This is a genomic window from Dehalobacter sp. CP (genome assembly GCF_047652685.1).
Classification (GTDB): Bacteria; Bacillota; Desulfitobacteriia; order Desulfitobacteriales; family Syntrophobotulaceae; genus Dehalobacter.
Genome location: NZ_CP157399.1, coordinates 2,318,629 through 2,333,266, shown reverse-complemented (window position 1 = coordinate 2,333,266; position 14,638 = coordinate 2,318,629). Strand labels below are relative to the sequence as shown.

At 46.8% G+C, this 14,638-nt stretch carries 16 protein-coding genes and 1 pseudogene; 12 read left to right on the top strand and 5 right to left on the bottom strand.

Features of this window, described 5'->3' with window-relative positions; all coding sequences use genetic code 11:
- Positions 1-141: 141 nt before the first annotated feature.
- Entirely contained in the window at positions 142-663 is a 522-nt protein-coding gene (locus AAH944_RS11570) for a metal-dependent hydrolase (RefSeq protein WP_415535024.1), read from the bottom strand.
- A 256-nt stretch (positions 664-919) separates the two neighbouring features.
- Between AAH944_RS11570 and AAH944_RS11565 the strand changes: the two are divergent.
- The 6 genes and pseudogenes from AAH944_RS11565 to AAH944_RS11540 all read left to right on the top strand — a co-directional run.
- Positions 920-1,237 (top strand): annotated as a pseudogene (locus AAH944_RS11565) (rubredoxin-like domain-containing protein); the annotation flags it as partial.
- A 168-nt stretch (positions 1,238-1,405) separates the two neighbouring features.
- Complete coding sequence (locus AAH944_RS11560; protein WP_415535023.1) at positions 1,406-2,920, top strand: cell wall-binding repeat-containing protein; 1,515 nt, start codon at positions 1,406-1,408, stop codon at positions 2,918-2,920.
- Positions 2,921-3,117: 197 nt separating this feature from the next.
- A complete protein-coding gene (locus tag AAH944_RS11555) occupies positions 3,118-3,660 on the top strand; it encodes a sigma-70 family RNA polymerase sigma factor (RefSeq protein WP_415535022.1) in 543 nt (180 codons plus the stop codon).
- On the top strand, positions 3,657-4,913 hold the full coding sequence (locus AAH944_RS11550; protein ID WP_415535021.1) for a zf-HC2 domain-containing protein: 1,257 nt from the start codon (positions 3,657-3,659) through the stop codon (positions 4,911-4,913). Before AAH944_RS11555 ends, AAH944_RS11550 begins: the two co-directional genes overlap by 4 nt.
- 378 nt (positions 4,914-5,291) lie before the next feature.
- On the top strand, positions 5,292-6,254 hold the full coding sequence (locus tag AAH944_RS11545) for an ABC transporter ATP-binding protein (RefSeq protein WP_415535020.1): 963 nt from the start codon (positions 5,292-5,294) through the stop codon (positions 6,252-6,254).
- The gene (locus tag AAH944_RS11540) at positions 6,238-7,107 is read left to right on the top strand and encodes an ABC transporter permease (RefSeq protein WP_415535019.1); all 870 of its coding nucleotides are present in this window, start codon (positions 6,238-6,240) and stop codon (positions 7,105-7,107) included. Before AAH944_RS11545 ends, AAH944_RS11540 begins: the two co-directional genes overlap by 17 nt.
- A 10-nt stretch (positions 7,108-7,117) precedes the next feature.
- Here the strand turns inward: AAH944_RS11540 and AAH944_RS11535 are convergent, their stop codons facing one another.
- Complete coding sequence (locus tag AAH944_RS11535) at positions 7,118-7,261, bottom strand: hypothetical protein (protein ID WP_415535018.1); 144 nt, start codon at positions 7,259-7,261, stop codon at positions 7,118-7,120.
- A gap of 119 nt (positions 7,262-7,380) precedes the next feature.
- Between AAH944_RS11535 and AAH944_RS11530 the strand changes: the two genes are divergently transcribed.
- The 6 genes from AAH944_RS11530 to AAH944_RS11505 all read left to right on the top strand — a co-directional run bounded on the left by AAH944_RS11530 (position 7,381) and on the right by AAH944_RS11505 (position 11,908).
- Positions 7,381-8,094, top strand: a complete 714-nt coding sequence (locus AAH944_RS11530; RefSeq protein WP_415535017.1) for an ABC transporter ATP-binding protein — start codon at positions 7,381-7,383, stop codon at positions 8,092-8,094.
- The gene (locus AAH944_RS11525; protein ID WP_415535016.1) at positions 8,091-9,680 is read left to right on the top strand and encodes a putative ABC exporter domain-containing protein; all 1,590 of its coding nucleotides are present in this window, start codon (positions 8,091-8,093) and stop codon (positions 9,678-9,680) included. Before AAH944_RS11530 ends, AAH944_RS11525 begins: the two co-directional genes overlap by 4 nt.
- A 364-nt stretch (positions 9,681-10,044) precedes the next feature.
- On the top strand, positions 10,045-10,989 hold the full coding sequence (locus tag AAH944_RS11520; protein WP_415537869.1) for a permease: 945 nt from the start codon (positions 10,045-10,047) through the stop codon (positions 10,987-10,989).
- A gap of 42 nt (positions 10,990-11,031) precedes the next feature.
- Positions 11,032-11,256, top strand: a complete 225-nt coding sequence (locus AAH944_RS11515; RefSeq protein WP_415535015.1) for a MoaF-related domain-containing protein — start codon at positions 11,032-11,034, stop codon at positions 11,254-11,256.
- 38 nt (positions 11,257-11,294) lie between these two features.
- Positions 11,295-11,537, top strand: coding sequence for a thioredoxin family protein (locus AAH944_RS11510; protein WP_415535014.1), 243 nt, complete (start codon positions 11,295-11,297; stop codon positions 11,535-11,537).
- A gap of 62 nt (positions 11,538-11,599) precedes the next feature.
- Complete coding sequence (locus AAH944_RS11505) at positions 11,600-11,908, top strand: ArsR/SmtB family transcription factor (protein ID WP_415537867.1); 309 nt, start codon at positions 11,600-11,602, stop codon at positions 11,906-11,908.
- 37 nt (positions 11,909-11,945) lie between these two features.
- Here the strand turns inward: AAH944_RS11505 and AAH944_RS11500 are convergent, their stop codons facing one another.
- From AAH944_RS11500 to AAH944_RS11490, 3 genes are read right to left on the bottom strand one after another with little or no spacing between them, the layout of a single operon-like run.
- The gene (locus AAH944_RS11500; RefSeq protein ID WP_415535013.1) at positions 11,946-13,112 is read right to left on the bottom strand and encodes an ArsA family ATPase; all 1,167 of its coding nucleotides are present in this window, start codon (positions 13,110-13,112) and stop codon (positions 11,946-11,948) included.
- 12 nt (positions 13,113-13,124) lie between these two features.
- Positions 13,125-13,355, bottom strand: a complete 231-nt coding sequence (locus tag AAH944_RS11495; RefSeq protein WP_415535012.1) for a hypothetical protein — start codon at positions 13,353-13,355, stop codon at positions 13,125-13,127.
- 14 nt (positions 13,356-13,369) lie between these two features.
- Positions 13,370-14,539 (bottom strand): ArsA family ATPase, encoded by a 1,170-nt coding sequence (locus tag AAH944_RS11490; protein WP_415535011.1) that lies wholly within the window; start codon positions 14,537-14,539, stop codon positions 13,370-13,372.
- Positions 14,540-14,638: the final 99 nt, after the last annotated feature.

Below are 14,638 nucleotides of genomic sequence, written 5' to 3'. Positions count from 1 at the left end.
ATAAACTCAATTTAGGTTTTTTCGTATATAATAATAAATTCTCAATAACAAAGAAAGTTAATACGTATCCTTTCGGCGGGCCTAACAGCCCGCTTAATTATTAAGTACCGCAATGCTATGGAGAATCATCGTCGAAAATGCTTATAGTCCCCCGTTTTTAAGGAAATCTTTAACCTGATGGTGTACAATCAGGTTCCGGAGGAAATACAGGATGATTAATAGCCCTGCAATCTCCGGTACATAAGATGCCGGATCGGTCATCAGCTTGATCCAATCCGCCTGAAGCCATGACGCTTCGGTTGAAGCATAAAATTTTGGGCCGTAAAGCGGCCAATAAAATGTCTGAGGAATCACCCACATGGCGTCAAAAATGTCATGGCAAAGACAGCTTCCAGCCAGCACCAGCCAGCCATTCTTTCGGTACCGCTGCCAACGGTAGTATCCGATCCCCAATAAGAGAAATAGAAACAATACGGTGTGCGCAAATACCCTGCCGGTATGAAAGGTTTCCGCGAACAAAAAGCGGCCGATCGGCTTATCAATCAAATCGGGCAAAATGGACCCGACAAAGACGATTCGATAATCAATTTGAATATTTCCTAAGGATTTTTCGGCTGCTTTGGCAGCCAATCCTGTCAATCCCAAATGTCCAAAGAAAATCATTGTGTATACCTTACCATTCTAATATCATTTAAGGTCGGTCTGCTTGGTGGGGCAAACCGTAAGGACTATATTCTAACATAAAATAAAAGTAATTCACAAAAAAATTGAACCAATAAGCAAGACAGGCCATATGATGTAAGTGCCATGAGAAGCGCCTCTTAATATAAAAGAAGAAACCTGGTGCTGGATAGCCAGGTTTCTTCTCCATAGAATATTTGAAGAATATAAGATACAATTTATAAGAGCTGGATAAGATTGTTCTGTTTGTGGTTACGTTCATGAGGGAAGCGAGGCCCCCAATTTTTGTCCGAAATGTGGAGCGCCGAAGGAAAAATTCAACGTCTTATCTGAAGAAGATGCCAAAAAGATCCTGAATTCAGACCGGACCAATGACATCCACATGGAAATCATCAAATTAGCGATGAGAATAAAAGATTTAGCAAAAGAAGGTATTGAAATCAATCTTGACCCGCCATGCGTTGCTTTGTTTAAACAAGCTCATGACGAGGCTTGGGTCATCAAACAAAGAAGCAAAGCAGAAATCGCAGGCCATGTTGGACGAGGTAAGTGGTAAGTTTGAAACGATAAGAGGAGATTTTGTAATCAGGATTTGGCGGCCTATTGGGCCGCCATTAAGCATTTTCCCAGTAATTTCAGAAGGAAATAAAACATTATTCCATATATAATTCTTCTTGGTGTTATTTTTTTATTTTATCTTTTCAATTTTAAGGAGGAAAAAGAATTGAACTTTCGTAAAAATTGGCTGAAATTTCTACTTTCTATTGCACTGGTAATCACAATTACGATTCCTGCTATGCCTTTACAAGCGTATGCTGCCCAGGCAGTAGAAAATAAAAGACTTGCAGGGGATAGCAGGACGTTAACTGCGATTGAAATCTCCAAGGAGGGATGGGCTGCAGGTTCAAATGCCGTGATCCTGGTCCGTGATAACAATTTTCCGGACGCTTTAGCCGGTGCTGTCCTGGCGGCAGCCTATGATGCCCCGATACTTTTAACGAACAGTAAATCACTCTCTCCTGACACTGCGCTGGAGATCGAGCGACTCCAAGCGCAAACGATCTATATCCTTGGCGGTACCGGTGCGGTATCCGCAGCGATTGAAGAGGATCTGTCTGCAGACTATACGGTCGAGCGTATCACAGGCGGCAACCGTTATGAGACTTCGGCAAATATTGCCAAATATCTGCAAGACAATCATAAACTGCTGACGAAAAAGGCTGTCATCGCCTATGCACAGAATTTCCCGGATGCCTTGGCGATCTCATCCTGGGCAGCGCAAAACGGCGTACCGATTCTGTTATCCGAAACAAATTCCCTGCCGGCAGCGACAAGTGAAGCTTTAACTACGCTGCAAGTAACCGATACGATTATTACCGGCGGGACTGGCGTCATCAGTGCGCAAGTCGAATCCATACTTCCGAAGCCAACCCGTTATGGCGGAAATAATCGCTATGAAACAGCAGTCAACATTATTAACGGCCTTGGTCAAGCGACGGATACCCTCTTTGTTGCCACAGGGCTCAACTTCCCCGATGCCTTGGCAGGTTCCGCGTTAGCGGCAAAGCAGGGGAAAGCCATTCTGCTCGTCGGCAATGGCATTGATCCTTCCGTAGAAACTTTTTTAGCAGGTAAGGTAGGACAAATCAATAAAATTTATTCTGTCGGTGGTACCAGCGTTGTGAAGCCACTCACCCTGAACCAGATCTATTCTTGTATCGTTTTGGAGCAACCCGCCGAAGCATTTGCCAACGCGATGAACGCGATCAAAACGCTGGATCAGGATACCGCTGACCGGTATTTCAGCTACGACGGACTCATGAATTCTGATGAATCGACCAGCACCACGATCACTGATGAAAATATTGCCTCTTTTTTCGCGAAACTCGATTACAACATTGTGTCTTCAGCCATAAACGGTGATACGGCAACCGTGACAGCGGAAATCACCAATACCGATTTTGCGGCGGTCTTGGATGCTTACCTTGATGCGGTCATAGAATTGGCGATTGAACAGGGATTATTGCCTGAAGAGGAACAATTAAGTGATGAAGAAGCTGAACAGGCGATACAGCAGCTCTTATTTGACGCCATTGCCAATGAGGACCAGACAACAACAGTCACAATCGAAGTGAATCTTGTGAAGAATAATAATAGCTGGACAATTACCATGGATGACGAATTCGCAGATGCGATCCTGGGTGGATTCATCAGTGCATTTGAAGATCTGCTGCAATAAAGAAAAAGCAGGATAAATAAATAGAATGGCGGCCATTTAGGGCGCCATTTTTTTTACAAACTCATTACTGCCAAAAATAATTAAATGTGAAAGTAATAGGAAGTATTATGGTATAATATGGGACGATCAATTCTTTTGTCACAAAACTTCCTTTAGCGGTTTCTAAAGAATGAAACCATTTAAAGGAGGATCGTCGAATGGAGGGTATAACCTTGAGCAAGAAACTGCCCCATCCTGATTTTCAAACGATCTTCAGGATGCACTATCCGAAGGTTGTCCGGCAAATTTCCGATTTTACCGGAAGCACCGCTACAGCCGAAGACCTTGCTCAGGAGGTTTTTCTCCGCTTATACAATGTGGATTGGGCCCAAATCCAGAATCTGAATGCCTGGCTTACGAAATGTAGTTTTCATGCCGCCTGCAATTATGTCCGCGGAGAGAAAAGAAGAGTGGCCCGGGAGGCCTTGGATTACCAGATGAATTATCCGAATCTGAAGTCGGATGAACAAACCCAGCTCGAAGCGTTGTTGATCCGGGAAGAAACAAGACATGCCGTATTTGAGACGCTTTCTGAACTCGAAGAACGGGACCGGCTGCTCCTTTTGCTGAAGTATGAGGATTACAGCTACCGGGAAATCGCTGAAACCTTAGCGCTGAACCCCGCTTCCGTTGGCACGCTGCTGGCCCGGGCCAGAAAACAGTTTCAAAATCTATATCAGAAAGGAAGGGAAGATGCATGACCTGTTCATTTGAAAACCAACTGCAAGCGTATCTGGACGGAGAACTGAATAAAGAAGAGCGCAAAGCGATCATGATCCATCTCGAACAATGCTCTTCCTGCCGTGATCAGCTCGCAGAATTGGACGGCCTTGCCAAATGGTCCGACCAAGTTTTCGATCAAGCTTTTTTTCCCGATGCGTCTGTATTGTCTGCGGAACAGACCAATCCTGAATTCGCCTGGACAAGATTCAGCCAAAAAATCAGCGCGGGCGATTTCGGCACGGACACCCTGGATTCCGCCTCTTCACCCATAGAGCCTTGCTCGTCGCAGATTCCTTCTTTAACGACCGGTTCACCCACCTATCTTGAAAGGAGTTGGAAAACCCTTATGAAAAAATACCGTAAACTGGCGACAGGTCTCGCTGCCGCTGTCTTGTTCGTTACTTTCCTGATGATCCCGCAGGTTCAGACGTTCGCCGGAGAAGTATTGGCGTTATTCAGAGTGGATAAGATTGAAATTGTAACTTTTACCCCTGAGGATCTTCAGCAAATCGAAAACTTTTTTGAATCCGGGGAAAACGCCCAGATTGACATGGATGATATCGGCACGATCACGATCACCGAAGGTGATTTCAAACAAACTGTCTATGCTTCCGCCACCGAAGCCAAAGCGGCCGGTGTCAGTCTCCCGGCATCTCCTGATGGTTACACGGTAGGCAATGTCGTTGTGCAATCGGCGGCCAAAGTAGATATGAAGCTCAATACGGAAACGATCAATGCTGCCATGAAAAATTTAGGCTCCGAGGCGACCTTCGATGAAAGCCTTAACGGCAAGACGTTCAGTGTCGCTTGGCCCGGCTTTACCGATATAACGTATCAGGGAGACTCGGATCAAACCTATACAGATTTGACATACACCGTCATGAACTCTCCAGAAATTCAGGCGCCATCTGTGACCGATATTGAAAAGCTCAGAACCACCTTGCTGCAGCTTCCGTTTATTCCGGAAAATATCCGCAGCCAACTCGCCGGTATCGACGACTGGCAGAATACGCTTCCTGTCCCGGCAATTCAGGGAACGACAGAAATTGACCGCACCGAAAAAGTCACGGTGAACGGAGGGGACGGCGTCTATATGCTGGCCAAAGACCATTCCGCGATCCTTCTCTGGGAAGACGCCGGTCAGCTTCATTCTCTACGGGCAAACCTTACCGCGGGAGCAGATGGGAACTCCGTGAAAGCGGATTTACTGAAACTTGCTGAAAATTTCTAGTTTCCTACGCTCATCTTGCCGTCAGCAGGCAAACGAGTATACCGTTCTCTAAATAACTAGACATTAAAACCTTCATAGCTGGGCCTATGTGCTACAGTTCCAGCGTAAGCGGAATGTGGCGCGCAGACCAGATCCAAATGAATATTTTTGTATTTGGATAACTGCGCAAAACACGACATGCATACCTGCTCAAAGCTTAAAATCAGTCTGTGGGTCACAAGTACTGCGGCAAGCGTAGTATGGAGTGCGTAGCGCGGCTGTTTGCGCCATGGAGGGCGCAATCAGCCGAAAAGCAGTATTGTGACACACAGACTAACCCAGATTATATATCCTGCTGTCCTGCTGCGGCTATTTATTGTTTAGGAAAGGAGATCTTTGATGACGGATTTGGCAATCAATACCGCCGCCTTAAGCAAGCAATACAACGGCAAAGGAGGCTGCCAAAACATTACCCTCCATGTCCCTAAAGGTGTGGTGTATGGATTTATCGGCCCCAATGGTGCCGGCAAGAGCACTTTTGTCCGTACGCTTTTAGGTTTACTGAAGCCAACCGGCGGCAAGGCCGAACTCTTAGGTAAGCCGCTCGGGGACCTCGAAGCACGCCGAAAAATTGGCTATCTGCCGGAGCTTTTTCGTTATCCGGATTGGTTAACCGGACTCCAGCTTTTACATACGCATGCCGATCTGATCGGGATGAAATCATCGTTGCGCCCCCAGCACTTTCAGACATTACTGGAAAGGGTAGGTCTAAGCGGCAGCGAAAAACAAAAAATCGCTAAATACAGCAAGGGCATGCAGCAAAGAATCGGTTTGGCTTGTGCGTTGCTTGGGGATCCGGAATTAATCTTTCTGGACGAACCGACTTCCGCGTTGGATCCGCTGGGGAGGATGGATGTTCGCAACCTCCTGGCAGAGCTAAGGCGCGAAGGCAAAACGGTCTTTTTGAACAGCCACTTGCTGCAGGAAATCGAAACGGTCTGTGACCAGGTCGCGATCATCGATCGCGGAAAGCTGATCACGCAAGGAGATTGGCGTAAACTTTGCCATTTTCAAAACCGGTATAAGTTGATCGCTTCCGGTCTGGACCCGAAAGTCTTAGGCACACTTCCGAGCGTCCTTCGCGCAGAGCAGCGTCAAACATTTGAAGCTGAAGCAGGGACGGCCCGAAAAACGGAATGGCAGATTGAGATCGAAAGCACCGAAGAACTTCCGGCTTTGGTTCGGACACTCAGTGAGCACGGGATCGGGGTCTACGAGCTCACGCCGCTGGAACCGCATCTGGAAGAAATCTTCCTGTATTGGATGAACCGAAAGGAGCCGGAAAATGTGGACCATCGCTAAACTTTCTTTCAAAGAAATCCTCTATAAACGCATCTTCCTGATTGCTCTGATCATGACGTTGGCCTACTTGCTGCTGTATGGAATCGCGACCCATTATGCCGCGGCGTCATCGTTGGAATCGCTGAATCAAATGAATCCGGACCAAAAAGCAGCCATGAGCCTGCAACTGAAAATGGTCGGTTCACAGCTTTTGAGTATGGGCCTCTTTTTTGCCAACTTTATTATTGGTCTGCTGACGATTCTGGCAACGGTAGGCAGTATTGCCGGTAATATCGAAAGCCATCAAATCGATCCGATCCTAACCCGGCCCATCCGGCGTATGGATTTTGTGTTAGGTAGATATCTTGGATATGGAATCCTTTTGATGGGATATACGTTGTTTTTCTTTCTTGCGATCATTCTCGTGAATCATCTGTTTGGAGGTCTGCTGCAAGCGAATCTGCTCTTCAGCAACATCCTGAAAGCAAGTTTTGTTTTCGCCTGCGTTCCCTTGATCATGATTGCTCCGGCGTTGTTCTTCAGTGCGAATTTCGGTACGATGAATAGCGGGATCATTCTGATCGTTCTCTATGGCATGAGCTTTATCGGCGGTTTTGTGGAACAACTGGGAAACATTCTGCAAAACACAGCCTTAGTGAATATTGGGGTCGTATCCAGCCTGCTGTTTCCCGCCGATACGCTGTTCCGCTATATGAACACCCTCCTGGACGCCGGCAATGCCGGATCTTTTAATCCGGCTTCCCTTCTCTTTGGCACCGGTTCGCCGAGTACCCTGATGCTCGTTTACTGTGTTGTTTATGTACTCTTGATTCTGCTGCTCGGGATTCAGTCATTTGGGCGCAGAGATATATAAGCAAGGTGGATCATACATTGTACTGCAGCTGGACGGGGATAATCCGGGATATGTCATTGTCAACGGCAAATCCCCGGCAGAAACCGAGGCCCTGTACGAGTCCATTTTTCATATAGGTCAGATTGACGCTGTGTATCCAGCTTGGCTTTTTCATAAGCCGGCTGGATTTTTATTATGATCGCAGGATTTTTGTACAGATACTAAAAAAGGGATATGCAGAAGGATAGAGAATTATAAAACGAACTTATCGATTGCAGTAAAGGAGATTAATATATGATTGACGTCCGGAACATGACCAAAAAATACGGCAAGCTGGCGGCCAATGACAACATTAACCTGTCCGTGGGACGCGGCGAGCTGGCCGTACTGCTCGGCCCCAACGGGGCGGGTAAATCAACGCTGATCAAATCTGTTTGCGGTCTGCTGCGTTTCCAAGGTACCATCACCATCGACGGGCATAAGAATCATACGGTGGAGGCCAAACGGATACTAGGGTATGTGCCGGAGTTTCCTGTGTTGTACCCGATGCTGACAGTGGCGGAGCACCTGGAGTTCATTGCCAAAGCATACCGGCTGGTGGCTTGGGAGGAAAGAGGGGAGGCCTTGCTTCGCCGTTTTGAGCTGGACGATAAAAAAATGAAGCTTGGTAAAGAGCTTTCCAAAGGAATGCAGCAAAAGGTCAGTGTCTGCTGTGCGCTCCTGCCCCAGCCCAAGGCTGTTATTCTGGATGAACCGCTGGTCGGTCTGGACCCGCATGGGATCCGTGAACTGAAAGCGGTCATTGCGGGGCTGCGGGACAGCGGCTGCGCGCTGCTTGTCAGCACCCATATGATCGAAAGCCTGGAGGAAAACTGGGATGTAACCTATATCATGGTCAAGGGCCGGATCGCGCGCGTTTGCCGCCGTACGGATATCGCAGCCGGCCAAAGCCTTGAGGATGTTTATTTCAGCATCACGGAAGGAAAAATCCAGGAGGAAACGCCATGAACAGTCTCGTTTTTTTGCTGGTAAAAAGCGCCAGGAACAGACTGCTGGAGCTGCTTCGGAAGCCGGCGAAGCTGGTGTTATGGGTGCTTGTGATTGCAGGGATTGGCGGAGTGTTTCTCACTTCCCTGTTTACAAAGCAAAGCACGGCCGGTTCGCATGATCTTGTTTGGCTCAAGGGCATCCTTTTCCTTCTCATCCTGATTTTTGTCGTGACCGCCATCCAAAAGGGCTTAGCCAATGGTGACGTTATTTTCGAGATGAACGATGTCAATTTGCTGTTTGTTTCACCGGTCAGTTCCCGTATGATCCTGATGTACGGCATCGTGCGCATGGCAAAGATGTCTTTCTTGGCAGGCTTTTTTATCCTGTTTCAAAGCAATTCCTTAAGCCAGGGCTTTGGGGTCGGCTTTGATGCGGTGCTCCTGGTACTGCTCGGTTTTATCCTGGCTGTCGGCATGCTCCAAATCCTGTCGCTTCTTATCTACAGCCTGACCAATGGAAAACCGGCGCGGAAGCTGGCTGTCCGGCTGCTTACCGCTCTGGCCTTTCTCCCGCTTATTGTTTATACCGGCATCCAGCTTCTCGGCACAGGTGATCTTCTTTCGGCGCTGGAAAACACGCTGCATTCGCCATTTGCCGCTTGGACGCCGGTGGCAGGCTGGGCATCGGCAGGTACAGTTTCCCTGATTTCCGGCGATCTGGGAACCGGATTTTTCTTTCTGGGGCTGCTGGTGCTGTCCGGGGCGCTCTTAATTCTCTATATCGCCTTGAGCAACCCCGATTATTATGAAGATGTCCTGGTTGCCACGGAAACCGCGTTTGAGAAAAAGCGCGTCTTAGCCGAAGGGCAGATCAACACAGAAGCGTTATCAACAAAAAAAGTGAAGGTTGCAAAAACCGGTATCAATGGTCTGGGACCCAGCACCATTTTTTATAAGCACCTGCGGGAATCCTTTCGTGCCAACCGTCTCGGTCTTTGGGGAGTGTCGTCCATCATCGTGGTATTCGGCGCAGCCCTGTTTTCAATGTTTCTGCGCGGCGAGGACGGCGGGACCTTCATTTTGCTGCAAACTCTGATGTGGATGCAGATTTTTCTGATCGGAACGGGCCGCGGCTTGAAAGAGCTTTATATGCATTATATCTACCTGATTCCCGCAAGCTCTTTTCGGAAAATCGTCTGGAGCAACCTGGAAATCGCGTTTAAGGTACTGGTAGAAAGTGTGGTTATTTTCGGCATCGCGGGCCTGATCATGGGGGATTCGGTTTGGCTGATTGCTGCGGCCATTGTGGTTTTCACCCTATTTTCGTTTTTACTCTTGGGCGTCAACTATCTTTCTTTGCGCTGGACGGGCGCGGACATCAGCGCGGGGCTCCTGATTTTCATTTACACCATTGCCGTTATCGTTATCATGTTGCCCGGCCTGATTGCCGCCTTTGTCATCGGCAGTAAGATCGCGGGAAGCGGCGTGCTGATCGGACTTGGGGTGCTGGCCTTATGGGAATTGCTGGCTGCGCTCGGCTGCTTCGCGCTGTCCAGGGGCGTTTTGCACCGCATGGATATGCCCGTGCTGAGAACTGGAAAGTAATAAAGTTTCAAAAGTTATTTCCTGTCATCCTCAGGCTCATATTTAAATAAAACGGTTAAGTACTTTTCCAAAGTCAATACATCAAATATATTTGATGTATTGACTTTTTGTTTTGTGTAGCATATACTCTATTATATCAAAATAATTTGATATATATAACAAATTATTTTGATATGCAGAAACAGTCGCGGTCAGCTCAAATCCAGCAAAGGAGACGCAATTCACTCATTATACCGAATTGGCAGTGGCTATAATTCGCAAAGGTGATTATGGGTTCAAAATTGGAGGTGTGGTATAGGTGTTCTCAGTAATTGGTCATATATCAAGTTTTTTATACAATTTGCTAACTGCGTTGCTAAAATGGATCTTTGGCTTGTTCAGCCAAAATCCGGAATTCCTGAATTCAGCACGTTTCAAGGACTCCGTAGAATACTTTTTCACAGATGCGATAGTTATCTTCCTGATGCTGATTATTATCATATTCATCGTATCAATATTAAGGAGCTTCTTTCCTCCTGAAAGAACCAAAAAACTTTTGGGGGAGCAAGGAAAAGCGCGCGGGTTTATCGGTAATATTGCTGCTGCCCTTCTGGGTATTGTAACTCCCTTTTGCTCTTGTTCTGCTGTTCCCGTATTTATAGGTTTTATAGAAGCAGGAATACCCTTGGGCGTAACCTTCTCATTCCTTATATCTTCACCAATGGTAAACGAGGTTGCACTCGTCATGCTTTGGGGCTTGTTCGGTTGGAAAATAGCTATCTTATACATTACAACAGGAGTAATCGTAGCAATTGTTGCAGGATTCATCATTGGCAAACTAAAGATGGAAAGATATCTTGAAGACGATGTATTTTCTATACGTATGGGCGATGCTGAGCTAGTAAAGCCTACCTGGAAGCAGCGAATTTCAGATGCCTGGCGCTATGACCTGAATTTGCTCAAGAAAATCTGGCCGTATGTAGTTATCGGCCTGGCAATTGGAGCTGCCATACACGGTTGGGCTCCTGGTGACTGGCTTGCAAAGTATGCAGGAAAAGGCAATCCTTTTGCAGTTCCAATCGCCGTTCTTATGGGTATACCCCTGTATTCCAATGCTGCAGGAACACTGCCTATTATCAGCGAACTCACTAAGTTGGGAGTCCCTATGGGTACGGCGTTGTCGTTTATGATGGCGGTAACGGCCTTAAGCCTGCCGGAAATGATAATACTCCGCAAGGTTTTAAAGCCCAAATTACTTGCAGTATTTATAGGGATTATGGCAGTTACCATTATATTTATAGGCTACTTTTTCAATATAATTTTAGTCTAGAATAATCAATCATTGTACCTGCATTAATACTCTGTAAATTCAATGACAATTTATGGACTGAAAGGCGAACACAAGGGATTTACCCAAACTGTTGAGATAAGTGTAATGCCCATTCGGCCAGGTGTATTTATGGTTGGTTGGCAGGAAGAAAACCAAACAACCGTAACCCATATTGAGGATTTCGAAAAAGGTATCGTTTACACAAATATAACGCTGCCGGGCAATAAATCACTCCGCTTACAGGGACCTTTTAAACAGGTGAAATAGCTAGACAATTTTTTAAATATGAAAGGGTTGAATTTTCAATGAATATTAAAGTCTTGGTATCCTGCTGTTCCGATTATGGTCTAAAAGAGAAAACCGATGAAGTGATTAAAGAAATAGGTATAGACGCGACAGTCGAGAAAGTCAAAGATATGAAAACGCTAATGTCCTATGGCGTTATGAAGGGTCCAGCCATTGTTATAAATGAGAAAGTAAAATCTATGGGAAGAGTCCCAAGTAAAGATGAAATTAAAAAATATATACAGGATGAGATGGGTGTATGATCTATATCAAGCATATTTGATATTGTTATCGATTTTATTTGATATAAAAGGAGGCGTTAACCATAGATCCTTCATTTTCTGACTATGCAAGCCACTTTAAATCATTGTCGGATGAGTTAAGGCTAAATATTCTTTTCCATCTTTATCAGAATGGCGAGAAATGCGTATGCGAATTAACTGATTACTTTAAAATATCGCAATCTGCACTTTCATACCATTTAAAAATACTCTCCGACAATGAGCTTCTTATAAAACGCCAAGAAGCAGTTTGGAATTTATACTCTTTGAATAAAGAGCATTTTATGTTCCCCATACTAAAATCAATTTTCAAAAACCAGATTAAAGTACTTGCCGATACAAGTGGAAAATGATTCGGCTTTACCACAAACTGTTTATTCTACTTTTCGATCAAACATGATGATGAAACCGGATCTGTAATTTCCCCTCATCCAGCTTGGCGGAAGCAATCTGTTTATTCAATAAATGCGGTGGCAGCATCATGCACCGCTTTTCATTTTTTATGGCGATATGAATCTCGCCACCGGCCTGAGAAAGCGTCATTTCCGATTTGTCGGCAAAGGGCAGGTGGAAAATCAGGACATCCTGATCGTTGTCCCGGAAGGTCTCCATCAGGCGTGTCCGGCATAAAACGGCCTCCGGATTCATTTTACCGTAGAGATCCCCGATTTGGGCCAGTACCGGGACCGATTTGAGTTCGTGCTTCATCAGATTCAGATAAAAGACGGGAAGATCGGCAAAGCTTTCCCTGATTTCATTTAAGCCTTCATTTTGAAGTTCAACCCACCGGTTGAAATAACCGGACAGCGCCTCCTGCGGAAATACTTTATTGATGATGACGGCGTCTACCTGGTAATCAAACAGGCTCAGCCAGGTGAAGCTGCGTTTTGTTTCCTTGATGACGATTTTTTCAGGCGTTGTGACGAGGCGTACGGTCAGGACATCTTTGTTGAGCATCAGCGCCTGAAGGCGTTCGAGCTTAGCCATCAGCTTCGTCAGGTCTTCAAAGACATTGTCTTTGGGCATCGGCATCTTGAGGACTTTTTCGATGACCGGCCCGGCGACCTTGACGGCCTGGCGCTTCACGGGAAGAATTTTGCTGACCATTTCTCCGAACATTTCCGGGTATTTCAGCAGGTTCAGCGTTTCACCCGTCGGCGCACAATCGACGATCAACACATCATATTTATTCTTTTCGTAATAGTCCAACACGGAAAATAAGGAAAACAGCTCTTCAAGACCGGGGAAAATGAGGAGCTCTTCCGCTTCAATTCCGCCTTCGGCCCGTGACAGGATCATTTGCTTGATGTAGGATTTTAAGCTTCCCCAAGCCGCCTCGCTTTCCCTGACGACGTCGATTTCCAGGGCGTCAAGGCAGGGGATGACCGCAGTCGGTTCACTGCCAAGCTTCATGTCGAGTGAATCAGTCAGGCTATGGGCTTGGTCGGTGCTCATGAGGAGGACGCGACGGCCCTTTGTGGCCAGCCTGATGGCGGTTGCGGCGGCGACACTGGTCTTGCCGACCCCGCCTTTGCCGGTATATAAAATAATACGCATGCTCTTTTCCTCCTAATCGATGGTTACCGTGTGAACTTTGCTGTCAGATTTAGTAGGGTCTGTGGTTTTCGAGGTTTTGGAGCTGTTCACCAGGCATTCCACCAGCAAGTCTTTGACTTCTTTTTCGATGACGGACAGGTGTTCTCTGACATTTTCGGGCATCAGGGTTTCCAGGGCTTCTTTTTGCAGCCGTTTCGCTTCGAGCATTTTTTGGATGAATTCAGGATTAATGGTTGTATCCATAGGGGTGACCTCCTCTATTTTGGTTCAAACCGTACTGTTAGCTTGCCATCGGTTAACTTGGCGGAGCTGACCAGATGATGGCGAAGGGTTGACGGTTTCGGGATGCTGCGTTTGAAGTTACCGATTTTCAGAATCAGATCGGTTGCGGATTCGTTGAAACGGATGTCGTCTTTTTCTACAAACGGCAGATCCAGGATTAAGGCATAGCCGGTTTCGGTCTTTTCATAATGCTCACCCAAAGAAGGGGGCTGAAGCTCGAACAGTGGGCTGCTTTCGGCCAAGATATCCGCCAGGCGTCCGATGCCGCCGACACCGTTTAAATCGCTGTCAAACCAAGGGATGCGGCGGATCGTCCTGCCGGCAAACAAACTTTCAAGTTCTTCGGTGTATTGGGTTTGGATGGCTATCCATTCAGCAAAGAACGGATTATCCAGATCCTGCGGTAATATCCGGTTGATATACAGGCAGTCCACGTTGAAGCCGTAAAGATTCAGATACATGAAGTTGCGTTTGGTTTCTTCAACCACCATCTTTTCAGGGATCGTGACCAGCCGGATGGCCGTTAGGGCGGGATCTTTAAGCAGCGTCTGAAGTTCAAGGAGTGTGGCGTAGAGCCTTTCGATATCCGTCATGGCCTTGCGGTCAGGCAGCTGGACTTTGAAGAGCGTTTTGGATATCGGCGACAAAATCCTTAGCGCGGCCTTGCCGATCGGGAACATTTTCTCCATATACCAGGACAGCAGTTCAGGAAATTTAAGCAGCGCCAGCGTTTCGCCTGTGGGTGCGCAGTCTACGATGATGCGGTCATAACGGCCGCTTTGATGCAGCGCCAAGATCTTAAGCAAGGAAAACAATTCGTCCATACCCGGAAAAACGGCGAGCTGTTCCAATTGTTCACCGCCCACGCCGCTCTCGCCAATCAGGCCGAGGACGGCTTTTTTCATATCCTTGAAGTCGTTTTCCATGACGTCGTGCGGATCGATTTCCAGCAAATGCAGGCCGTTGTCCAGAACGGTGATCTCGCTGCCAAGGGTCAATTCAAATAAGTCGCCGAGGTTATGGGCCATGTCGGTGCTGACAAGAAGCGTTTTCTTGCCTTCACCGGCGGAAAGCATGGCATGGGCTGCAGCGACGCTCGTTTTGCCGACACCGCCTTTGCCTGTAAATATCAAAATCGTACCCATCTAATAGACCCCTTTCTTAAATTCGAGATACGAATAGTTCTAGCGTGGAAGTATTTACTCTGAAGCAGACTAATCGTAATCATTCACTCATTGATCATT